This window comes from Shewanella phaeophyticola (genome assembly GCF_025398315.1).
GTDB classification, from domain to species: domain Bacteria; phylum Pseudomonadota; class Gammaproteobacteria; order Enterobacterales; family Shewanellaceae; genus Shewanella; species Shewanella phaeophyticola.
On record NZ_JAODOQ010000001.1, the window covers coordinates 584,656 to 608,495 of the forward strand.

General features: G+C 41.8%; 11 protein-coding genes and 8 pseudogenes. 13 read left to right on the forward strand and 6 right to left on the reverse strand.

Going from position 1 to position 23,840, the window contains the following annotated elements; translation table 11 throughout:
• Positions 1 to 174: 174 nt before the first annotated feature.
• Positions 175 to 528, forward strand: a complete 354-nt coding sequence (locus N4T56_RS02790) for a hypothetical protein (RefSeq protein ID WP_261734738.1) — start codon at positions 175 to 177, stop codon at positions 526 to 528.
• 329 nt (positions 529 to 857) lie between these two features.
• Positions 858 to 1,436, forward strand: coding sequence for a flagellar brake protein (locus N4T56_RS02795; protein ID WP_261732142.1), 579 nt, complete (start codon positions 858 to 860; stop codon positions 1,434 to 1,436).
• Positions 1,437 to 1,651: 215 nt separating this feature from the next.
• Here N4T56_RS02795 and N4T56_RS02800 read toward each other — a convergent pair.
• Together N4T56_RS02800 and gltB are read right to left on the reverse strand one after the other, a co-directional pair.
• A pseudogene (locus tag N4T56_RS02800) lies at positions 1,652 to 3,059 on the reverse strand (FAD-dependent oxidoreductase).
• A 2-nt stretch (positions 3,060 to 3,061) separates the two neighbouring features.
• Positions 3,062 to 7,511: pseudogene (gene gltB / locus N4T56_RS02805) on the reverse strand (glutamate synthase large subunit).
• A gap of 519 nt (positions 7,512 to 8,030) precedes the next feature.
• On the opposite strand from gltB, the gene N4T56_RS02810 reads away from it, so the two are divergent.
• The 3 genes from N4T56_RS02810 (at position 8,031) to oxyR (ending at position 10,649) form a co-directional block, all read left to right on the forward strand.
• Entirely contained in the window at positions 8,031 to 8,996 is a 966-nt protein-coding gene (locus tag N4T56_RS02810; RefSeq protein ID WP_261732143.1) for a TIGR01212 family radical SAM protein, read from the forward strand.
• Positions 8,997 to 9,212: 216 nt separating this feature from the next.
• Positions 9,213 to 9,578, forward strand: coding sequence for an Hpt domain-containing protein (locus tag N4T56_RS02815; protein ID WP_261732144.1), 366 nt, complete (start codon positions 9,213 to 9,215; stop codon positions 9,576 to 9,578).
• A gap of 147 nt (positions 9,579 to 9,725) precedes the next feature.
• The gene (gene oxyR, locus N4T56_RS02820; protein WP_261734739.1) at positions 9,726 to 10,649 is read left to right on the forward strand and encodes a hydrogen peroxide-inducible genes transcriptional activator OxyR; all 924 of its coding nucleotides are present in this window, start codon (positions 9,726 to 9,728) and stop codon (positions 10,647 to 10,649) included.
• A gap of 5 nt (positions 10,650 to 10,654) precedes the next feature.
• On the opposite strand, the pseudogene N4T56_RS02825 reads toward oxyR, so the two are convergent.
• Together N4T56_RS02825 and mutH are read right to left on the reverse strand one after the other, a co-directional pair.
• Positions 10,655 to 11,677: pseudogene (locus N4T56_RS02825) on the reverse strand (adenylate/guanylate cyclase domain-containing protein).
• A 232-nt stretch (positions 11,678 to 11,909) separates the two neighbouring features.
• Entirely contained in the window at positions 11,910 to 12,578 is a 669-nt protein-coding gene (mutH, locus tag N4T56_RS02830) for a DNA mismatch repair endonuclease MutH (protein WP_261732145.1), read from the reverse strand.
• Positions 12,579 to 13,398: 820 nt separating this feature from the next.
• On the opposite strand from mutH, the gene rppH reads away from it, so the two are divergent.
• The 3 genes and pseudogenes from rppH (at position 13,399) to N4T56_RS02845 (ending at position 17,046) form a co-directional block, all read left to right on the forward strand.
• Positions 13,399 to 13,917, forward strand: a complete 519-nt coding sequence (gene rppH / locus N4T56_RS02835; RefSeq protein WP_238102616.1) for an RNA pyrophosphohydrolase — start codon at positions 13,399 to 13,401, stop codon at positions 13,915 to 13,917.
• Positions 13,918 to 13,941: 24 nt separating this feature from the next.
• A pseudogene (gene ptsP, locus N4T56_RS02840) lies at positions 13,942 to 16,180 on the forward strand (phosphoenolpyruvate--protein phosphotransferase).
• A gap of 65 nt (positions 16,181 to 16,245) precedes the next feature.
• Positions 16,246 to 17,046 (forward strand): sulfite exporter TauE/SafE family protein, encoded by an 801-nt coding sequence (locus N4T56_RS02845; RefSeq protein WP_261732146.1) that lies wholly within the window; start codon positions 16,246 to 16,248, stop codon positions 17,044 to 17,046.
• 346 nt (positions 17,047 to 17,392) lie between these two features.
• Here the strand turns inward: N4T56_RS02845 and N4T56_RS02850 are convergent.
• A pseudogene (locus N4T56_RS02850) lies at positions 17,393 to 18,243 on the reverse strand (thymidylate synthase).
• Positions 18,244 to 18,448: 205 nt separating this feature from the next.
• Here N4T56_RS02850 and nhaA point away from each other — a divergent pair.
• The 5 genes and pseudogenes from nhaA (at position 18,449) to N4T56_RS22640 (ending at position 21,845) form a co-directional block, all read left to right on the forward strand.
• Entirely contained in the window at positions 18,449 to 19,633 is a 1,185-nt protein-coding gene (gene nhaA, locus N4T56_RS02855; RefSeq protein ID WP_261732147.1) for a Na+/H+ antiporter NhaA, read from the forward strand.
• Positions 19,620 to 20,006: a hypothetical protein gene (locus N4T56_RS02860; protein WP_261732148.1), complete on the forward strand. Its 387-nt coding sequence runs from the start codon at positions 19,620 to 19,622 to the stop codon at positions 20,004 to 20,006. The genes nhaA and N4T56_RS02860 overlap by 14 nt, the downstream gene beginning before the upstream one ends.
• A gap of 119 nt (positions 20,007 to 20,125) precedes the next feature.
• Positions 20,126 to 21,048: pseudogene (gene nhaR, locus N4T56_RS02865) on the forward strand (transcriptional activator NhaR).
• An 89-nt stretch (positions 21,049 to 21,137) separates the two neighbouring features.
• Positions 21,138 to 21,385 (forward strand): annotated as a pseudogene (locus N4T56_RS02870) (FAD assembly factor SdhE).
• A complete protein-coding gene (locus tag N4T56_RS22640) occupies positions 21,366 to 21,845 on the forward strand; it encodes a protein YgfX (RefSeq protein ID WP_390904002.1) in 480 nt (159 codons plus the stop codon). The pseudogene N4T56_RS02870 and the gene N4T56_RS22640 overlap by 20 nt, the downstream one beginning before the upstream one ends.
• Positions 21,846 to 22,132: 287 nt before the next feature.
• On the opposite strand, the pseudogene nadB reads toward N4T56_RS22640, so the two are convergent.
• Positions 22,133 to 23,751: pseudogene (gene nadB, locus N4T56_RS02880) on the reverse strand (L-aspartate oxidase).
• Positions 23,752 to 23,840 lie beyond the last annotated feature (89 nt).

Genomic DNA, 23,840 nt, shown 5'->3' on the forward strand with positions numbered 1-23,840 from the left:
AATCTTATGCCAAATAAAGTCAGTTTAGAATTAAATGGAATAAGTGGTTGTGCAACATAATTTTGCTTGGCTCGGTCAATTAGGCGCAGATTAACGCGTTAATCTGACAGGGTTAGTCTAGCTTATTAATCACTCAGCAGAATGAGTTTTATTTATATTTTTTAAGGAATTATGATGCAAACAACACTAAATAGCGACGTTCAAAGTAAATTGCAATGGTCGTTACTGTCTCTTCGTCTTGGCGTTTTTATCGTGATGCTAGTGTGGACATTGGATAAATTTGTTAATCCTGGCCACAGCATGAAGATATTTGAGAAGTTTTACGGAATAGGCGGGGTGAGTGAAGTCGCAGCGTATGTCATGGGTGGATTACAATTGCTATTGGTGTTTGCCTTTGTACTTGGGATTAAAAAACGCATCACTTACGGTGTGATTTTCTTAATGCATGGTGCTTCTACATTATCGGCATTTAATCAATATTTTGATGCATTTAATAACTTATTGTTTTTTGCAGCATGGCCAATGTGAGCCGCATGTTTTGCCTTGTACTTGCTAAGAGAGCAAGACACTAAGTTTACGGTAAAATAACCATGTAGTTATTCGTATTTCAGGCCAGCATTTGCTGGCCTGATGTGTTTTAGTGGCTTATTCCCAGCGATTTGACGCTATCCTATAAGCTTGTGCTGCATACTATGCCAATTGCACCTCGCTGAACAAAACAACTTTTGCTCACAAAGAGTGATAAGCTATAAGAAGTACAATACGAAATCTGTTATCTTTATGTTAATGATGATATTTTGGATCAATAAGTTGATGAAACAGAGCGCTATCACGTCCACTTATAGGGTGAAAGTTCTATGATAAAAACACCAGTGAGCGAGTTGCTTGACGATTTGCGCTTAATTGATATTGGCATGGAGTTGTTTGTTGAGATCCATTTTGCCAATGGTAAAAAAGTCCAATCTCGCTCGAGTTTGATTGGATTTCAAATCAATCGCTTTCTTTTGATTGAATATCCCACTAAAGATTTTTCTGAAGCATATCAGCATATGTTAGCCAATGCTGAGATAGTGGTGAGAGCGATGACCAACAGTGGTTTTAAAGACATCATTGCCTTCAAATCGACTATTTTGTCTGTTGTTAATCTCCCTGTGCGCATGCTGTGTTTGAGCGTGCCAAAATCGATTACTAAGAAAAAAGTTAGGGAGCAGTTGCGAGTCGATATTGAGCAAGATGTGTTTATTATGCACAACGACAATAAAATCATTGCAAAAATGCTCGATTTTTCTTTGACGGGTTGCTTTGTCACTTTAGCACCTAAATCAATGGCTCTTGAACAAGATGCAGAGATAGATGTGGCCATTTCTATCGATGAAAACTTGTCTGGCATTTTAACCGGACCGCGGTTAAGGTGCAGCAGTTTGACGCTGAGATGACGGTAGGGGTTAAGTTTTCAGATGAACACCCAGAATTAAAAAATAAACTGTTTAGCCATTTTTTAGTGAGCACAGCGAATAAATAATTACCGCGTTTAGGGCAAAAAAATGCGCATCATATAAATGCGCTAAAATTCACAAGCAAACTCGGGACATTATTTGATTTATTAGCCTACGATGAGTCACTCAATCACAGGCTATATTGGTTTATCTCATTAATCTAAATAGTTTAAAATCCCCATAGCGGCATCACGACCTTCAGCAATAGCGGTTACGACTAGATCTGAACCTCGCACCATATCGCCGCCAGCAAACACTTTAGGGTTAGTGGTTTGGAATGGGTTATCGTCAACTTTAGTGGCTTTAACTAGGTCCCATTCGTTGGTTTCGATACCAAAATCGCTAAACCAAGGTGCAGGGCTTGCTTGGAAGCCAAAGGCGATAATAAGCGCATCAGTTTCTAGCACTTGCTCACTGCCAGCAATCACTTCTGCACGTTGACGGCCACTGGTATCTGCTTCACCCATTTGGGTTTCCACACATTCAATACCTACCACTACACCATTTTCAGCTTTAATGGCCACAGGTTGGCGATTAAATAAGAAGTTAACGCCTTCCTCACGCGCATTTTGCACTTCACGGCGCGAACCTGGCATGTTGGCTTCGTCACGGCGGTACGCACAAGTTACGCTTTTTGCGCCCTGGCGCACTGCTGTACGCACGCAATCCATAGCAGTGTCACCACCACCTAGTACCACGACGTTTTTGCCTTCAAGGCTTAAATAGGGTGTTGAATCGTCTTGTGTACCCATTAAGTGATGAGTGTTACCAATCAAGTAAGGCAGTGCCTGGATAACGCCTTGGGCATCTTCGTTGGGTAACTTGGCTTTCATTGCGGTGTAAGTCCCCATGCCAAGGAACACGGAATCGTATTCATCTAGTAGGCTTTGAAAGCTTACATCTTTGCCAACGGTAACGCCCATTTTAAACTGAATTCCCATACCTTCTAGTACAGAGCGGCGCGTCGCCATAACATCTTTATCTAGCTTAAATGATGGAATACCGTAAGTTAACAAACCACCAATTTGCGGGTATTTGTCATACACTACGGCTTGTACGCCATTACGGGCTAAAATATCCGCGCAACCTAAACCTGCAGTAGCCAGCACCAACAATGGCCACTCGCTCTTTACGCGGCGTGACTTTACTCATATCTGGACGCCAACCTTGAGAGATAGCCGTGTCGGTAATGTACTTTTCAACATTACCAATGGTTACCGCGCCAAAGTCGTCATTTAGGGTGCACGCGCCTTCACATAAACGATCTTGTGGGCATACTCGGCCACATATTTCTGGCAGGGTGTTGGTTTCGTGAACCAAGTCTGCTGCTTCCATAATGCGACCTTGTTCAGCCAGTTTTAACCAGTTTGGAATGTAGTTATGCAGTGGGCATTTCCATTCACAATAAGGGTTACCACAGTCAAGACAACGATCGGCTTGTTGTTTCACTTCAGGCTGAGTAAACGGCTGATAAATTTCAATAAATTGTGTAGCACGTTTTTTGGCTTCATGTTTTACGGGGTCAGCACGACCCACTTCTACAAATTGAAAGTCATTGCTCATGATTATCCTGCCTTTACAACTAATTCCGGACTCTTCTGCTCAATTTTAAGCAGGTCAGCAACGGCAATATTCTTTGGTTTAACGAGTACGAAACAATCTAACCAGTTTTCAAAATCACTTAAAATCATATGGGCATGTTCACTACCGGTTTCAGCATAGTGAGTTTCAATTAACCCTTTCAAGTGTTGCTGGTGGATGGTCGACTCTACTTTTTGAGTATCAACCATTTCAGTGTTAACACGGCGATTAAAACGACCAAATTGATCGAACACGTAAGCAAAGCCACCAGTCATACCGGCACCAAAGTTCACCCCAGTTTTACCCAGAATAACCACGATACCGCCGGTCATGTACTCACAACCGTTATCACCCACACCTTCAACTACAGCAATCGCGCCTGAGTTACGAACACCGAAACGTTCGCCTGCTTGACCTGCGGCAAATAATTTACCGCCAGTGGCACCATACAAACAGGTGTTACCCATAATGGCACTGCGCTCGCTTTGGAACGGACTGCCAATGGGGGGGTGTATCACAATCTTACCGCCAGACATGCCTTTGCCGACATAGTCATTGGCGTCACCGCATAGCTTAAGCTCTAGCCCAGGGCTATTCCATACCCCAAAACTTTGACCTGCACTGCCGTTAAAACCAAGATTAATCAGCTCTTTTGTGCCTTGTACGCCAATCTTAGTGGCAATAAAGCCAGACAATGCTGCGCCTACAGAGCGGTCGGTATTGTTAATTGAGTATTGGTATGAGTACGGTTCACCAGCCTCCACCGCAGCGGCACAATCGGCAACGAGGGTTTGGTTAAGCTTACCTACATCTGATGGAGGATTTTTTTCTTTCCAGGTCAATGCTGAGTTTGGCTGTACTTTAGGTTGATATAGAATCGGTGCGAGGTTTAAACCACGTTGTTTGTCGGTTTGGCCTCAATAGCATGTAACCAATCGCTACGACCTACTAAGTCTTCAAATTTGACTACACCTAATGCCGCCATCCACTCACGCACTTCCTGAGCGACAAACTCAAAGTAAGTCATTACGCGTTCTGGTAGGCCGTGGTAGTGTTTTTCACGTAAGTTTTTATCTTGAGTTGCTACACCTGTCGCACAGTTATTTAAGTGACAAATACGTAAATATTTACACCCTAATGCAATCATTGGCACTGTGCCAAATCCAAAGCTTTCAGCGCCCAGTAATGCTGCTTTAATTACGTCAGTACCGGTTTTTAAGCCACCATCCACTTGTAAGCGAATTTTATGGCGTAGGCCATTTTCAACAAGAGATTGATGTACTTCTGCTAAACCAAGCTCCCAAGGAGAACCGGCATATTTAACAGACGTAATAGGGCTTGCGCCAGTGCCGCCATCGTAACCTGAAATGGTGATCATATCTGCATAGGCTTTAGCAACACCTGTTGCGATGGTGCCCACACCTGGTTCTGAAACCAGTTTTACAGATACAAGCGCTTTAGGGTTGATCTGCTTTAAATCGAAAATAAGCTGGGCTAAATCTTCAATTGAATAAATGTCGTGATGCGGTGGCGGTGAAATTAAAGTTACCCCAGGACGAGCATGACGCAGGCCTGCAATTTCAACACTGACTTTATGTCCCGGTAGCTGACCACCTTCACCCGGTTTTGCACCCTGAGCGACTTTAATTTGCAGTACATCTGCGTGGATCAAGTAATGCGCGGTTACGCCAAAGCGGCTTCGAGGCAATTTGCTTAATGGCTGAGTTACGTTCGCTGTTAAAGCGATTAGCGTCTTCTCCGCCTTCACCTGAGTTAGAGCGGCCGCCTAAACGGTTCATGGCAACAGCTAATGCTTCGTGAGCTTCAGGGCTTAATGCGCCGATACTCATTGCTGCACTGTCAAAGCGTGGGTACAAGGTCTCTACGCCTTCGACGTTGTCGGTATCAACGGGGTCAAGTTGGCCTTTAATCCCAATTAAGTCACGCAAGGTAGCAATAGGGCGATCATCAACTAGGCGAGCAAACTTCTTATACTCGACATAATCTTGGTTTTTAAGTGAGCTTTGCAATGTGTTAACGACATCTGGGTTAAAGGCATGGTATTCGCCGCCCTCAACATATTTGAGTAATCCACCTTGCGGTAATGGTATATGAGCACGGTAAGCTGCGGTATGCAGTATTTTTTGATCATTGGCGATATGTTCAAAGCTAACACCTTCGATGCGGCTAATCACACCTTTAAAGCATAACTCGATTACGTCGCGTGCCAGTCCCACTGCTTCAAACTGTTGGCTACAACGATATGAACCGACAGTACTGATGCCCATTTTAGACATGATTTTGCGTAAGCCCTTTTCAATGCCATAACGGAAGTTAAGCATTAATGGGGTGACGTCTTCTACCTGGTGTGATTTGGCCATTGCTGAAATCGACTCATACGCAAGGTATGGGTAGATTGCTGTTGCGCCAAAACCCAGTAACACAGCAAAATGATGTGGATCACGAGCGGATGCGGTTTCAACAATAATGTTAGTGTCACAGCGCAAACTCTTATCCACTAAACGAGTTTGCACTGCGCCGACAGCCATCGCTGCAGGGATTACCTGGGCATTTTGTGCTACAGCACGGTCAGATAGCACTAATAGCGTTGTGCCACTGCGTGCTAAACGTTCTGCTTCATCGGTAATACGATGAATAGCCTGCTCTAAGCTTTCATGTGCGTCGTAGTTTAAATCAACAGTATTTGCACGATAGTTAGTGCTGTCTAAACCGAGTAATTGGTTAAAGTCACTGAATAATAAAATCGGTGAATTAAACATCACTCGGTAAGCGTTACCTGTGGTTTCGCTAAATAAGTTTTGTTCACGGCCAACACATGTGGCTAACGACATGACGTGTTTTTCACGTAGTGGATCGATAGGCGGGTTAGTGACCTGGGCAAATTTCTGTCGGAAATAGTCATATAATGAACGTGACTTTTTCGACAATACAGCCATAGGCGTGTCATCGCCCATTGAGCCGATGGCTTCTTCCCCTTTGCTGGCCAAAACCCAAATCACTTGCTCTAACTCTTCACGAGTAAAGCCAAATTGTTTTTGGTACTGCAGTAACGTTTTTGAATCAAAACCACTTTCACCTTGGCGAGAAGGGTCAATATTTTCTGCCGGAACCAGTGTTTGGCTGTTTTTCGACATCCATTCTTTGTATGGGTGACGACGCTTTAAGTCATTATCAATTTCAAATGATTGATATAAACGACCATTCACTGTGTCGAGTACCAGTAATTCGCCTGGGCCAACACGGCCTTTTTCAATCACTTCGTCAGCGGCGTAATCCCAAATACCTACTTCAGAGGCTAAGGTTAAAATCCGGTCTTTAGTGATGACATAACGCGAAGGGCGCAAACCATTACGGTCAACTGCACACGCAGCATGGCGGCCATTGGTCATTACGATACCCGCAGAGGCCATCCCAAGGCTCCATATGCATAGAGTTAAAGTCATAAAAGGCTTTAAGCTCATCATCCATTTCTGGGTTGGATTGCCATGCAGGTGGAATGAGCAAACGCATTGCACGGTATAAGTCCATGCCACCTGATAACAACATCTCAAGCATGTTATCTAATGACGATGAATCAGAACCTGTTTCATTCACAAACGGTGCGGCTTGTTGTAAATCAGGTAATAAGGGGGAATTAAACTTGTAGGCACGTGCACGCGCCCACTGACGGTTACCCGTAATGGTATTGATTTCACCGTTGTGCGCTAAATAGCGGAACGGTTGTGCTAATGGCCATTTTGGCGATGTGTTAGTTGAAAAGCGCTGATGGAATAAACAAATAGCACTTTTTAAGCGAATGTCAGCAAGGTCTGTATAAAATGAGGGCAAGTCTGCCGGCATCATTAAGCCTTTATAGACTATTACTTGACCAGATAAGCTGGCGACATAGAAATCTTTGTCATCGGTAATCTGTTGCTCAAGACGACGACGCGCCATATATAAGCGACGTTCAAGATCCTTTTCACGCCATCCCACTGGCGCATTAATCAGAACTTGATAAATTTGCGGTAGACTTGCTCGGCCAATCTCCCCCAGAACATCTGGATTAACCGGAACCTTACGCCAACCTGCTACACTCAGTGTTTCTCTTTGTAATTCTTTTTCTAAAATAAATTTAGCTTCATCAGCGCGTTGTTCATCTTGGCTGAGAAATAGCATACCTACGGCAAACTTTCGGCTTAAATGCCAATCATTTTCTGCGGCGATAGCTTCAAAGAAAGCAGTCGGCATTTGCATTAATAAACCACAGCCATCTCCTGTGCGTCCGTCAGCTGCAATACCACCACGATGCTTCATTCGATCGAGACCATGAATTGCGGTGCGCACAATGCGATGACTTGCGTCACCGTCCATTTGTGCTATTAAACCAAATCCGCAATTGTCACGCTCGAAACTGGGATGATACAAGCTCATACAAAAAACCCCCTAAACCTCTACTAGATACGACTCGGGGTAAATGTGAAACATTCCATAGATATGCACCCGAACCATTCAAATTAAACCGAGAATGCATAAAGGTCAAACCAAAAAAATGCAACAAACTGAAATATAATTACCAAAAAAATGGATTTACCCATTAAACTTACGTTAACGTAAACTGTAGATTTGGCGCTATAACCTTATGAATAAAAACAATTTAAATATTATTTCAAACATATAGCTACTTTTTAGCAACAAAAGCAGAGGATTGTTTTTGAATTAAAAATAGTGAATTTTATTTCAAATACAGTTGCTGGGTAAAAAATTACTCTAAATGAGTAAATATTCATTTTTATTAATTTATTTCATGTTGGGATGTTTTAAACATTTTTGCGACATAGCGCAGAGTTTCGTGTTTGCTGAGTTTAAATGGAGGTTTTATTGATTTAGCACCGAGACAGGTGTTTAAGTGATCCATAAACTAGCGCCCTTTTAGTTGGAGAGGGGAGCCAGATGGGCTTGGATGACTACGTTAATACATTTGGTTCTTATTGCAAGCGTCAATATGGTGAAAGAATAAAAAAACTGACCATTGATGCTGAATTTACCTGCCCTAATCGAGATGGCACATTAGGGCTTGGAGGCTGCACATTTTGTAATGTGGCGTCTTTTAATGCTCAGCAAGGGCAAACTTTGTCGATTCCAGTGCAACTTGCTGATGGTAAAGTGCGTGCTCACTCGAAAGCTCAATGTGCTAATCAGTCGCGACCCGCCCCAGTCTCATCAAGTAAATACATTGCTTACTTTCAAGCTTATACCAGTACATACGATGAATTTAATCACCTAAAGCAAAAATATGACCTTGCAATTGAAGATAAGCATGTGGTGGGATTACACATTGGTACTCGGCCTGATTGTGTCCCTGATGAGGTTCTCGACTTACTCGTTGAATATCAAAAAAGTGGCTTAGATGTATGGCTAGAACTAGGTCTGCAAACCAGTAACAATCACACACTGAAAAAAATTAATCGTGGTCACCAGTTGACGGAGTATCGTCAAACTGTGATAGCAGCGAGATCGCGGGGGATTAAAGTGTGTACCCATTTGATTTTAGGTTTACCCGGCGAAACCACTACAGACTACTTAAACAGCTTAAAAACGGTACTCGGCATTGGTGTCGATGGCATTAAGCTTCATCCATTACATATTGTTGAAGGGAGTACCATGGCCAAGCAGTGGCATTATAAGCCAATGCCTTTATTAACATTAAATGAATATGCCTCTGCAGCCGCAATGCTTATTCGTCATACGCCTGAACACATCATTTACCACCGTGTTACCGCGTATGCGAAAAAGCCAATGTTGCTCGCTCCAGACTGGTGTGCATTTCGCTGGGATGGTTTAGTCGCTATTGTGGATGAACTTAGAGAGTATGGTGGCCAAGGAAGTGCGCTCAATGGTGCATATAAAACGGCTTAATGTACATTATTGGTTGTTTAACATTCGACTTGGTTGAAAAAAATCAAAATGAGTTCTTTTTAAACATAGGTAATACCAGTGAAAAAGTGGTGTTAATAGGTTGTTATTATTTGAGATAAAAGTGGTGCTATTCATGTTCAAGCCTTGCATAGGCTATTTTACTCGGTATTATGTTTTGTAATTTTATAGAGTTAGAATTCTTACAGAGGTGCCACAATGGCCACAACGCAGTTAGACTCAATATTGGATCTCAACACCCTTGAGCAATATATCAGCGCGATCGGTGCTGGGACGTTATTAAAAAGCGTAGTGCTATTTGAGCAGCTAATGCCTGAATATGTTAGCAGCTTAGTGAAAGCTGAAGATGTAAACGATAAAGATACTTTATGTGCAGAAGCGCATAAGTTTAAAGGCGCAGCAGGTTCTGTTGGCTTAAAACGTATTCAACGTTTTGCTCAGTTATTACAACACAGCGAAGACGCAAATTGGGATGCCGACCATAAAACCTGGTTAGCAGAAATCGTTGAACATGCCGCTAAAGATTTACAACAACTTAAAGCATACCTAGAGGCAAAAGCTTAATCGCCCTTTAGTTTGCTTAACCTAAAAAGCCTCTATTAATGAGGCTTTTTTTATGGGCGTATGTCGCATTTATACTTATCTGTCACTTGTTATTTTGCCGTATTTAATTCATTATTTGAATCAACATCGGTAAGGGTAATCGTTAAAATGAAAAATCTTCCTAGCCTTAAGAATCTCTATTATTTAGTGCATTTACATCAAGAGCAGAACTTTAATCGCGCTGCAAAAATGTGCTTTGTGAGTCAATCAACCTTGTCTAGCGGTATACAAAACCTCGAAGAACAACTCGGTTATCAATTGATCGAACGGGATCATAAATCATTTATGTTTACCGCAATTGGTGAAGAAGTCGTTGAACGTGCGAGAAATATTTTGACCAACGTTGATGACTTAGTTGAGTTGGTTAGAAATCAGGGTGAGCCAATGACGGGCGAGATCCGTTTAGGCTGTATTCCAACGATAGCGCCATTTTTACTGAGCCGCGTAGTGAAACTGTGCCAGCAAGATTACCCCAAATTAAGCTTGTTATTAAAAGAAGACACCACAGAAAGGCTACTTGATGCGTTAGCCAAAGGGGAACTCGATTTATTGATTTTGGCCTTACCTGTGGACACGAATGGCTTTCACAGCATGAAAGTGGGCATCGACCCATTTAAGATGGTGATGCATAAAGAGTTATCGCAAGATGTAATACAACCAATCGATTATCAAAAAATGCCTGATGAAAGTATTTTTTTATTGCAAGCTGAACATTGTATCACTGGCCATGCGATTACCGCTTGCCAATTAGGTGACAGCACTAAGGTTAATCCTTTTGCTGCAACCAGTTTGCATACGTTAGTGCAAATGGTAAATAGCAAACTGGGCACGACCTTTTTACCGCAAATGGCCATCGATACCGGTATATTAAATGACACCGATTTAATCGCGATGGAGCCTCCGGGTGAAGCACCTTATCGTGATATTGGTTTAGTTTGGCGTCAAACAACCAGCCGTATTTCTACCTTTAGAACTTTAGGGTTAGCAATACAGAAAAAGTTGCTTGCTCAAGAGTTACCAAGCAAAAAATAAACGAGTTATGAGTGCGTCGATTTGATAGGAGCAGCGCCAAAGACTTCAATGGGGTGCTGCTTACCTTTTAATACAATCGAGCCTAAGTTGATTAAGTCATACTGACTGTTTTGCAGCTCAAGTCGATGGACAACATCCCCAGATAACAACATTCTTTGACCTAATGGATTACATTGGTCTTGAAGCCTTGCCAACGTATTCAGTACATCACTAAAGAAACTAATCTCTTGTTTGTGGACACCCACTACAGCTGCTACCACCTGGCCACAATGTGCAGCGGCTTTAAATTTAGGTACAAAGCCATATTGTTGTTCAAAGTACTGGCTCTGCCACTTAAGTTGCTTACAAAACTCGAAGTAAATGTTCATGCAACGGTCGTGTTTGATGCCTTGTTCTAATGGCCAATGAATCAATACTGCATCACCCATATAACGATATATCTCAGCTTCGTTGTCTGTCACCGTGTCAGCCAGCATACTAAAGCTGTCTTGAATAAGTCGGCTAAAACGGTAATCACCTAGGGTTTCTGCATGGGCAGTTGACGATACCATATCAATAAATAGAAACAGTTGATGCTCATATCTTGGTTTATGATATTTTCCTAAACCGATATTAAATAACACTTTATAGCTCTACCAAAAGTGCCATCTGCTCAATAAAGGCCAAGCTAACCCGCACCACGACTAAATAAACGATCAATGCCTGAAATGATGGACTATAAATAATATGCACGCTGAGCATTTGTCGTAAGGTGATCATGTGGTTGTCTATACCTACATGTTTAAAAACTGAGTCACATAAGCAAGCGTGGTTGCGCCAAGTAATAAGAACAAGCCTTTAAAAACCACTGAAAACAAATAAGGTAGGCGGCTAATTGCACTAAAGTCAGAAATGAGATTCGACATCCAGTGAAGGCCACCAAATATAAAACCCATAAATACTGCCAACGTGGCTAAGTCTGCGTTTCCAACAGCCCAATCAGGAAGCTGCGAGGATTGTGAATAGCGGAAAAACACAAATGACGCCATGGCGACGCTCCAAGCAAACACAGCGAACAATAGTTTTTGAGTCTGACGGCGCGCTTTCAAGAGAATTAAGATGTCCGAATAGCTGAGTAATAAGCGATGTAGTTTATAGAAATTCTGCTCAATAGGGATAGTTTATTTGTGATTTAGATCAAGATAAGTGCAGAAAAATGTGGCCTAGTGCAAAGTTTTGCTTAGTCGATGGAACTGATTGTATTAACGCTAAAATGTTAATTTAGCCAAAAGCATTATTTAAAATTTGTTGGGTAAAATCGATTTTTAAATAAAAACCACGCGGATTAGATAATTGGATACTGCCGTCTTCTGCAATGCTTTCAGTTAATGCTTGGCTATTGGCCGCTTTTGGGCGCAGTTGTAATACTTCTCCGTGTCGGGCTGTAATTTTATCGACTTTACCCAAAGCGATTAACTCCATTATTTCTTCCCAATCTTGCTGGAGTTGATGTGCTTGTTGCACATTGGGCTGCCATAAAATGGGAGTGCCGACACGTCTTTCGCCGACAGGAATACTGCGTTCACCTTCGACGGGTACCCACAATACTTGTTGTAACTTGTGATACACCACGCTGTCTTGCCAGGTTAGCCCTTGAATGTTGACTAGTGGAGCGACTGTGACATAAGTGGTTTCAAGCGGTTTACCTCTACTATCGATAGGGATGGTTTTTAACTCAACGCCTAAATGAATAAAGTCTTGCTGTGGTTTTGAGCCTGCCAGAGCACCTAATTCAGACTCAATAAGTTGGCCAACCCAACCTTTATCACGCCTAAGGTTGTCGGGCACAACGATTTGATTGTCCATCGCAATGTCAGCAAGACGGATCCCGGCCATATTATGTGCTCTTAGCATTAATTCATTAATGTCTTTAGGCGAGGATTTAGCCATGTCACTTCCATTACCTTTAATCGATGTTATGTAGCCATATTGCATTGTTCTTACATACTGATTGGTTAATGCAGCTGCGAATGACATTATGGTAAGTGCGAAAATATGCGGCGGTATGCTAGCAAGTATTAGTTAATAATAACAAGTTTACTGGCATTAGTGTTAATGCTCAAAAAGTAAACGCATTATTTTTGGGTAAAACTTTTTGATTGAATAAGTTTATAACTTCATGTTTTAATTTGTTTTTATAAATCGTTGCTGTTTTTAATATTGAATTGTCCCAAGTTACTCTCGTTTTGCCCTAGTATTTCACACACAGTTATCCACAGAATTAATGGATAACTGTAAAAACAATTGTCTTTAACTGATTAAAAAGGGCAAGTCAACGCAATAAAACAGCTTTTTCTTTGGTTTATTTTAAAAAACGCCTTGTTATTTGTGTATAACTTCTGACGTACTAGAATGAGTTGTTGATCTTATTTAGAGTCGTTGTTTTTTTGTTCGATCTAAGCGATCCAGATATTACCAATATACTGAATTATTTTAAGTATATGTATTTAGTCCATTTATTGTTATTATTCGGGACGGTTTATTAAATCAATATCAGTTGGTTTTTACCCACTAATTGAGCTTTACCAAAGTTTCGAACAGAGATATCCACAGATTTTGTGGATAATCTACAGGAGAAAACATAACAACTGTTGATAAATAAGCTTTGTTAACATTGTTATTCAATTATCCACAATAAATAGAGGTTTGCCGATAGGCATGCTTTGTGAAACAATCAGACGATATAAAATTGGTTAATTTTGGAGTCCATGTGATTGATAGCGACGGCTTTCGCGCAAATGTGGGCATCATTATCTGTAATAAATTTGGACAAGTTATGTGGGCTAGACGTTTTGGCCAACATTCATGGCAGTTTCCACAAGGTGGGTTAGATGATGGCGAGACTGCAGAGCAAGCCATGTATCGCGAACTTTACGAAGAAGTGGGACTGAGACCTGAGCATGTACAAATTTTAACGTCCACTCGTTCTTGGTTACGGTATCGATTACCCAAGCGTTTGGTGCGCCAAGAAAGCAAACCTGTTTGCATTGGCCAAAAGCAGAAATGGTTTTTACTACAATTAAAAGGTCACGATAATACCATTAATTTAAATTCTTCTGGTCATCCAGAATTTGATGATTGGCGTTGGGTGAGTTATTGGTACCCTGTGCGTCAGGTAGTGTCTTTTAAGCGCGATGTATATAGAAAAGTAATGAAAGAGTTCGCATCGACGACATTAGCGCTGCAAACGCGCGAATTTAATAGAAAACGAAGCAAACAACGGAGTTAACTGATTTCAAAGGGGATTGGAACCGTGTTAAACATGCTCAGGGATATTACTCAAGCGGTTGCAAGAGCCAACAGTTTGGAGAGTGCATTAAATATTTTGGTGTCGCAAACGCGCATTGCGATGGCGACACATTGTTGTTCTATTTATATCCTTGAGCAACAAAACCTTGTGCTATCGGCCACTGAAGGGCTTGAAAAGTCCGCCGTCGGCCGAGTCAGCATGCCATTATCTGAAGGCCTTGTTGGCTTAGTTGCCCAGCGTGAAGAAGCCGTAAACTTGGCTGATGCACGTATTCACCCGCGTTTTAAACTATTCCCTGAAGCTGTTGAAGAAGATTATCGCGCCTTCTTGGCTGTACCGATTATTTTTCAAAAGTTGGTTGTCGGCGTCATTGTGGTGCAACAACCCGACGCAAGGCAGTTTAGTGAGAGCGAAGAAGCCTTTTTAATGACATTAGCGGCTCAACTTGCCGTGGTTGTTCGAAGCCTAAAACACAAAGCCGCCATTACTAATGTGCAACATCAAGTGATGTTTAATGGGATTACCGCTTCAAGTGGTATTGCGATTGCCCACGGCTTAGTGCTCGGTGGTGCTATTTCACTAGAGCAACCAGAACGTCATTGTGATGATGTTGATGTTGAATTGCTTAGACTTCAGCAAGCCATGCAACGTTGTAAAGATATGCTTTCGGCTATTTCTCAGCGTTTTGAGAGCGAAAAATCTGGTGATGTAGCGTCTATCTTTACTGCTTTTTTGTTGCTACTTGAAGACTCAAGTTTAGGCGGGGAGTATGCTCGAGAGGTCGCACTTGGTTGGCAATCTGAATGTGCTGTCAGTCGTGTGTCACTTCGCTATATCGATCAATTTCTGGCGATGGAAGATCCCTACTTAAAAGAACGGGCAAGCGACATTCGCGAGCTTGGTCAAAAAGTATTACGCCAATTAATTGAGCCAGGTCGCTTAGAAGTTGAGTCTGACAAACCGGTTATTTTAGTTGCTAAAGAAGTCGATGCCACATTATTGGCTGAGTTTCCTCGCCAAAAGCTTGCGGGTATTGTTACCGAACGTGGTGGTGTAAATGCCCATGCAGCCATTTTAGCTCGCGCATTGGGTGTACCTGCCATTGTTGGTATGGACGATGTATTGTCGACCGACATCGATCAAAAGTTATTAGTGCTTAATGCCACACGAGGTCAGCTACTCGTGTCGCCATCACCGGCTGTCATTGAAGAATATCAATTACTGCTTGATGCTGATGTTGAAAAACAAAAGCAATTTTCTGCAGAACTAAGTTTGCCATCGGTGACCACAGATGGCCAAAGGGATCCAGCTATATCTTAATGCCGGTTTACTCAGTGGCATAGCATCTGAAATTGCTGAAGGGGCCGACGGGATTGGTTTATACCGTACTGAAATTCCGTTTATGTTACATCAACGCTTTCCGAGTGAAAGCGAGCAAATTGATGTATATAAACAAGTGCTAAGTGCAGCAGGCGAGCGACCTGTGGTAATGCGTACCTTGGATGTTGGCGGTGATAAACCTTTACCTTATTTTCCGATCAAAGAAGATAACCCGTTTTTAGGGTGGCGCGGTATCCGTTTGTCACTTGATCATCCTGAATTGTTTTTAGTACAACTCAGAGCCATGCTGCAAGCAGCAGGAAAGGGCAATCAATTACAAATTTTACTGCCTATGGTGAGTAATCTAGATGAGATCGACCAAACCTTAACGTATCTTGAGCAAGCTTTTACTGAATTAAACCAAGAACTCAATACCATTTTAGTTAGACCTAAAGTGGGGGTGATGCTTGAAGTACCTGCATTATTGTATCAACTACACGATGTGGCAAAACGAGTCGATTTTGTTTCTGTAGGCAGTAACGATTTAACCCAATATTTACTGGCGGTCGACCGTAACAACCCCAGTGTGAGTTCATTATTTGATAGCTATCATCCCGGCATTTTACGCGCCCTTAAAATGGCCGTTGATGAGTGTAAACAATATGATTTAGATGTGAGTGTCTGCGGCGAGTTAGCAGGCGAACCTTATGGTGCTTTGTTGTTAGTGGCTATGGGCTACCATAAGCTCAGTATGAACCAAGCCAGTCTGGCCAGAATCAACTATCTACTCAGACGGGTATCGCAACAAGAATTATCTGAATTATTAAGTACTGTGTTATGTCAATCTAACGGCCAACAAGTGCGAACATTATTAGGCCAGTTTTTACAGCAACATGACCTAGCCGATTTGATTAATCCATAAGATGGATCAAGTCAATTAGCCAATATGTAGCATATTGTTTAAAAACTAAAAATAAGGATATCGTCATGGATAGTATGCTACAGGTTTTTATTATTTGTTTATTTCTTGGGGCTGTTGTTGGCTTCTTTGCCGGATTACTTGGCATTGGTGGCGGACTTATCATTGTACCAGCACTATTGTATATATTACCTTCTGTTGGCATTAGCGTTACCCAACTCACTCATGTTGCCATTGCGACCTCGTTGGCATCAATCATTTTAACCTCAATGTCTTCAGCAACTGCACATCATAAACGTGGCAATGTGCCATGGCAGTTATTTAAGCCCATTATGCCCGGTATTGTAGTGGGGTCGTTAGCGTCAGCATTTGTGTCAGAACAAATATCGTCAGCTAACTTACAACAAACCTTTGCGATTTTTGTGGTGTTAATGGCCATACAAATGGCGTTTCCGCTAAAAGTGAAAACCGGCGACGAAATGCCTAAGTTTATGGTGTTGTTTACGGTTTCTGTTTTGATCGCGTTAATTGCTGGCTTGATGGGGATTGGCGGCGGGGTATTGTTGGTGCCATTTTTATGTTATTGCGGTTTACAAATGCGCCAAGCTGTTGGTTTTTCGTCGGTAACCGGAATGTTTATTGCCATATCTGGCACGATTGGTTACGTGATTGCGGGCTTTGATGCTCCTAATCTACCTCCTGGGGCGTTTGGTTTTATTTATTTACCTGCCCTTGGTGGAATCATTATTAGCTCGATATTGTGTGCACCGCTTGGTGTAAAAGCGGCTAGCACATGGCCGACACCGGTATTGAGAAAGATTTTTGCCTGTTTACTCGTGGTGGTTGGCTTGAAACTGCTATTGAGTTAATTCAATGAATAAATGACGAGTAATAAGCGCCCTTGTTAGGGTCTGTTGATCTTTGCTGTTTGAATTTTGTTCGAGTTAAAAACGTTTTAATCGAGGCGAATGGATTGATGCCTAGTCATCTAAGCAAAATCCATTCAACAAAGAGTAAAACGTTTTTAGCCGAACCCTTTGGGCAGCGTTTGTTGGCCATTTTTACTGCGTTATCGACTTTTTATGTAGAATAACTACACTTCAAAGTCTCTGCCGCGCAGTTGTATATGAGTAATGACCAACAATTCGCTGCAAAAACAACCTTGAAAGATCAACAGACCCTAAGTTATAACAAGGGCGTTGACTTTTAGTCTATTTATACCGCAAATGGGTATTGAATGGCGTCATGGTGTTGATAACCTTCAACACTAAAATCATCTAATGTGACCCAGGTTTCAATGTCTTTTAAGCTCTTTATCTCTGGATTAATGATTAACTTTGGTGGATCAAATGGCTCACGGGTTAATTGAATATCACGCATGAGGCCAATTGATCTTCATAAATATGCGCATTAACAATTTTATGATAAGCCTTACCAGGCTTATGGCCGGTTATTTGAGTCATTAATGCCAACAGTACATACACTTGCACCATATTAAAGTTTAACCCTAATGGCACATCACAGCTGCGTTGAGTACTGTTTAGGTATAAGGTATCACCTAGGAGCGAAAAATGATGTTCGTACATACAAGGACGTAAACAACCCAGATCGAATGCGCCAGGATGGTAAAAGGTTAATATTTCTCCACGGTTATCAATGCCATTGCTCAAATCCTCTACAATTTGTTTAAGCAGATCGACATGACCGCCACTAGGCTTAGGAAAAGCGCGTCCAAGGGCACCATATATTAACCCCATGTCGTCTTGACCTTTGCGATTAGGATTATTTAACCATGCTTGGTTGTCGTTAGCGTTAGCGTCCCATGTTTTGGTGCCAAGAGCTCTAAAATCAGCTGCATTTTGGTAGCCGCGTAAATAACCTAGAATTTCTGCAATGGCAGATTTCCAAAAACTTTTGCGGGTAGTAACCAGTGGGAATTGATTGTTGCCAACATCATAAGTTAAATCGGCATTGATTACCGTGAGACACTTTTTGTTGGTGCGGGCATTATTGACCCATTGTCCTTCGTCGACGATGCGTTTACACAGATCTAAATACTGTTTCATTTGTTTCAATTCCTTTTTTTGCTTAATGTGATTATACCTAATCAAGGCGTTCAAATCTGTAAACAAGAAATGTTTAATTGTGAGGTGTGTTACCTTAAAAATTATCAATACCTCGGAAATACCGAGTTTAAGGTGAGAAACAATCGATTATTATTGTTTGAATGGATGCGATAAAGTCAATCTATTGTTCATTTAGGAGTGTCATATGGAGCGTGCAATTAGAAACTTTTTAAGCCAAGAGTCTGCCGGTGGTATTTTGTTAATGGTCGCGGTGGCCTTGGCAATGATATTGGCAAATTCGCCTTTAGCTGATTTGTATCAGGGCTTATTGAGTACAGGAGTTCAATTACGTGTCGGCGAATTGGATATCAATAAACCATTATTGTTATGGATTAATGATGGCTTAATGGCGTTATTCTTTTTATTGATTGGACTCGAAGTTAAACGTGAGTTGTTAGAGGGGGCACTGTCGAGTGTTGCTAAAGCTTCTTTACCGACGTTTGCGGCGATTGGTGGGATGGTATTCCCGGCGCTATTTTACTTAGCATTTAATTATTCTAACCCAGAAACCCAAGTCGGCTGGGCTATTCCTGCAGCAACAGATATCGCGTTTGCTTTGGGGATTATGGCATTGCTGGGCAATAGAGTACCTGTGGCGTTAAAGGTGTTTTTATTGGCCTTGGCAATTATTGATGATTTAGGTGTTATTGTGATTATTGCGCTGTTTTACAGCACTGATTTATCAATGACCAGTTTAATTATTGCTGCAGTGTCTATTGTTTTGATGGTGGCGCTGAATCGAAAAGGGGTAACCTCTATAACGCCATATGCCTTAGTTGGATTTATCTTGTGGGTTGCAGTATTAAAGTCTGGTGTTCATGCTACCTTAGCTGGTGTCATCATTGCATTTTGTATCCCGTTACGAGCAAAAGATGGCACATCACCATCAGGACATTTAGAACACCAGCTACATCCGTGGAGTACGTTTTTAATTCTTCCGGTATTCGCATTTGCTAACGCAGGTTTGTCATTGACCAATATGTCATTCGAATCGTTTGCAGAACCGATTACTCTGGGGATCATTATGGGCTTGATGTTAGGTAAACCTATTGGAGTATTTTTATTTAGTTATGTGGCGGTAAAACTGAAGTTAGCTGAATTACCCCCCGGTATTGGCTGGAGACATATTACCCCTGTCGCAGTGATGTGTGGTATTGGGTTTACTATGTCGGTGTTTATTTCGTCATTAGCATTTGAACATTCACCTGTAGAGTTTGGTGATTATGCAAGGTTAGGTATTTTAACAGGTTCGTTATTTGCAGCGCTGATTGGTTATTTTTGGTTAGCCAAAGTACTGCCTAATTCAGGAGGAAGCCATGAAACTAATTAAATTATCTCTAGGATTATTGTTGAGTGTTATTGTTATTCCAGCGTCGGCAAATTCATTTGATGTTTGCTTGGAGTCTGCAGAATCTGCAACATGCCAAAGTTATCTTGAGGGCGTGGTTGATGGCGCATTGATGTATCGTGACAATCAGGCTAAAAAACGTATCGATCCGAATAATTATGAGTCTCGAGCCCTTAAATATCGTGCAGGTAAGCGTTACCAAACTGCCAATGTTAATTACTGCTCTAGCCATATACTGGTTAAGTCAGAAGTGGTATCGGCACTAGCGGAGCAAGTGGCGTTGAAAAATGTGAGTAACAGTGATGAGCTAGAAAGCGTTATTACAACAATATTAGATTGCCCACGCCCCAAATAACTATCGAGTTATCAAAACGCAGCCTTTTGGCTGCGTTTTTTTATGTCAGTATTTTTAGCGTGGGTTCGGTGAGTTATTTGTTATAGTAGATTAATAATTTTTTTAGGTTTCTGAATGGTATGCAGCATTTAAATTATAACCACCTGTATTATTTTTGGATGGTACAAAAAAAGGCTCAGTGACCAAAGCCGCCGAAGCATTATGTCTTGCTCCGCAAACGATTACAGGGCAAATACGCGCCTTAGAAGAACGTTTAAAAGGGAGCTTGTTTAAACGAGTTGGGCGCAATTTAGAAGCGACAGAGTTGGGTGAGTTGGTGTTTCGTTATGCCGATAAAATGTTTAGTTTGAGTTATGAAATGCTCGACTTACTCAATTATCAAAAAAATAACTCTTTGTTGTTTGAAGTCGGCATTGCAGATGCGTTATCGAAAGCACTCGTGAGCCGAGTGTTATTAACGGTGATCCCAAGTGATGGTTCGGTACACTTGGCCTGTTATGAGTCTACACACGAAAGCTTAATTGAGCGCTTAAGAGGGCATAAATTAGATATGATTTTATCTGATTGCGCCGGTGGCTCATTAAAGTTTCCTGAGATTTTGTCAAAAAAATTGGGTGAATGTGGCATCAGTTTTTTTGCGGCGCAACCATCAACGCTGCCATTTCCTGCATGTTTAGAGGAGTATAAATTACTTATTCCGAGTAAACGCACCTCACTTGGACAACAATTACATGGCTGGTTTGCTGAAAAAAACCTCGATGTGAATATTTTAGGTGAGTTTGATGATGCCGAAATGATGAAAGCATTTGGTTATTTTAACCGGGGCATTTTTGTCGCACCGTCTATTTATCGTCATGATATACTGTCGCAAGGAATGGTTTTACTTGGTGAAACGACCGATATTAAAGAAGAATATCATGTGATGTTTGCCGAACGAATGATTCAACATCCGTCAGTTAAATCGTTACTGGCGACTGATTTTGATGACTTGTTTGCGGGTAAAGATCGCCAAGTACAAGATTTTGAACACCGTATAAACTAATACCTATCGGGATCTTCTCTGGCCATTTTTACGCTTTAGGCTGTTAATATGATTGGTATATTTGTGATATAGACATCAGGAGATTTGTGTTGGAATTAATGAATATTGCTCGTGTACGCTGGGCATGCCGTCGCGGAATGTTAGAGTTAGATGTCTTGTTTCAACCTTTTGTTGAAGCGCACTATGAAGCATTAGCTGATACCGACAAGCAAACATTTATTCGCTTGTTAGAATGCGAAGACCCAGAGTTATTTGCTTGGTTTATGGTCATGAACAATGCCCTGATCAGCAGCTTGCCGCGATGGTAGTTAAAGTCCGTGGTCGAGCCGAACCTTAAGCCCGTTCCAGTCTCTAATTTTTCTCCCCGCACTCATCTTCATCAATTTGGGTTGAGTGCGTCGTTTTTGTCCCGCTTAGCCCTCGTGTGTTTTTTTGCTGTGATACTGTGCAGTTTTCTTGCGTGGCCAAACCTGGAATCATCATTGTTGGTTTATGCACAATTATTCCTCGTTTTATTGACCTTATGCCTAATGGTTTATTGTTGGCGAAAATTAACCCGCTGGCAGTGTATTTTTAGTCTTGATAAACGTGGCTCAGCTCAGATTGTTGAGCATTCATCGCAAACTTATCTTGTCGATTTTTGTCGTCGGGCGCTAGTGAATCCTTTATTTTGCATGATATTTTTACAAGATATTCATTCGGGAGATCGGCGAATATTGTGGGTATGGCATGATATGTTAACCGACACAGAATATCGCATTCTGTGCCGGTTATTATTACAACTTAAGATTACCTAGGGTCTGTTGATCTTTGCTGTTTGAATTTTGTTCGAGTTAAAAACGTTTTAATCGAGGCGAATGGATTGATGCCTAGCAATCTAAGCAACTCTTTATTTGCAAAGAATCATTCAACAAAGAGTAAAACGTTTTTAGCCGAACCCTTCGGGCAGCGTTTGTTGGCCATTTTTACTGCGTTATCGACTTTTTATGTAGAATAACTACACCTCAAAGTCTCTGCCTTGCAGTTGTATATGAGTAATGGCCAACAATTCGCTGCAAAAATAACCTTGAAAGATCAACAGACCCTAGCGTCCAGGCTGTAAAATGGTTGGTTTAGGGTTGTCAAATTGCTCTGGGTAATCGATGTTATAATGTAACCCACGGCTCTCTTTGCGATCCATCGCGCAGCGAATGATCAACTCAGCTACTTGAACTAAATTACGCAACTCTAATAAGTTATTGCTGACACGGAAGTTTGAATAATACTCTTCAATTTCTTGTTGCAGCATTAAACAACGCCGTAATGCGCGCTCTAAACGCTTATCAGTTCTCACAATACCAACGTAATCCCACATAAATAAGCGCAACTCGTGCCAGTTATGGGCAATGACCACTTCTTCGTCCGAGTTACTCACTTTACTTTCATCCCATGCCGGTAATGTGCAAGGCGCAGCAATTTTATGCAGCTGACTTTCAATGTCGTGTGAAGCGGCGCGCGCAAACACTAAACACTCTAATAATGAGTTGCTGGCTAAGCGATTAGCACCGTGCAAACCTGTGTAGGCGACTTCACCAATAGCGTACAAACCGTTGATGTCGGTTTGACCATGTAAATCGGTCATCACACCACCACAGGTGTAGTGAGCGGCAGGTACCGCAGGGATGGGGTCTTTCGTCATATCGATACCTAACTCAAGGCATCGCTGATAAATGGTTGGAAAGTGCTTAATAATAAAGTCCGCAGGTTTGTGGCTAATGTCTAAATAAACACAATCTGCACCCAAACGCTTCATTTCATAATCGATAGCACGAGTTGCACAATATCGCGAGGCGCCAACTCTGCACGTTCATCAAAGTCTGGCATAAAGCGGCTGCCATCAGGGCGACGTAAATAAGCGCCTTCACCACGTAATGCTTCTGTGAGGAGAAAGTTTCTGGCATTAGGGTGGAATAAACACGTTGGATGAAATTGATTAAATTCCATGTTGGCAACACGGCATCCTGCACGCCAGGCCATGGCAATTCCATCACCACTGGCAATATCCGGGTTTGAAGTATATTGATATACTTTTGAGCTGCCGCCAGTGGCTAAAGCAACAAATTTTGCTTTGACCGTTTCGACATGCTCTTCATCTCTATTCCAAACATAAGCACCTAGTACGCGGTTGCCTGGCCGGTGTAATTTGCGTGTAGTGATTAAATCGATGGCGTTATAACGCTCTAGAACAGTGATATTGGGATGAGCTAATGCACACTCTTGCAAAGTGGTTTGTACCGCTTTACCCGTAGCATCGGCAGAATGTAAAATACGTCGATGACTGTGGCCTCCCTCACGTGTAAGGTGATAAGGCATTGAAGCAGAGCTATCAGCAGTGTTATTTTCTTCTTTATCAAATGCAACGCCGCAATTAATGAGCCATTGCATGGCACCTTTGGCGTTTTCAGCTGTGTAAGTCACGACTGATTTGTCGCATAATCCAGCGCCAGCAATCAGAGTGTCACTGACGTGAGACTCAATTGTGTCGCCTTCATCAAACACAGATGCGATTCCGCCTTGTGCATATAAGGTCGAACCTTCTGATAAAGGCGCTTTAGAAAGAAGAATTACTTTTGATTTTTCAGCTAAATGTAATGCTAAAGTCAGTCCTGCAGCACCGCTGCCGATGACCAAAATGTCAGATTGGTGTTCAACTGCTTGTTTCATCAGGTATCATGGTATAGCCAAGTGGTTTGATAATAGTAAATCAAATCACCTTAACTGGGTACTTTTACAGCGAGCTTTATTGAGGTTTT

Bases quoted from the DNA above. Each gene is read 5' to 3' on its own strand.
- N4T56_RS02790 (WP_261734738.1), top strand. From the start codon at position 175: ATGCAAACAACACTAAATAGCGACGTTCAAAGTAAATTGCAATGGTCG.
- oxyR (WP_261734739.1), top strand. From the start codon at position 9,726: ATGAAAAATCTTCCTAGCCTTAAGAATCTCTATTATTTAGTGCATTTA.
- N4T56_RS02845 (WP_261732146.1), top strand. From the start codon at position 16,246: ATGGATAGTATGCTACAGGTTTTTATTATTTGTTTATTTCTTGGGGCT.
- mutH (WP_261732145.1), bottom strand. From the start codon at position 12,578: ATGGCTAAATCCTCGCCTAAAGACATTAATGAATTAATGCTAAGAGCA.
- nhaA (WP_261732147.1), top strand. From the start codon at position 18,449: ATGGAGCGTGCAATTAGAAACTTTTTAAGCCAAGAGTCTGCCGGTGGT.
- N4T56_RS02795 (WP_261732142.1), top strand. From the start codon at position 858: ATGATAAAAACACCAGTGAGCGAGTTGCTTGACGATTTGCGCTTAATT.
- N4T56_RS02815 (WP_261732144.1), top strand. From the start codon at position 9,213: ATGGCCACAACGCAGTTAGACTCAATATTGGATCTCAACACCCTTGAG.
- N4T56_RS02860 (WP_261732148.1), top strand. From the start codon at position 19,620: ATGAAACTAATTAAATTATCTCTAGGATTATTGTTGAGTGTTATTGTT.
- N4T56_RS02810 (WP_261732143.1), top strand. From the start codon at position 8,031: ATGGGCTTGGATGACTACGTTAATACATTTGGTTCTTATTGCAAGCGT.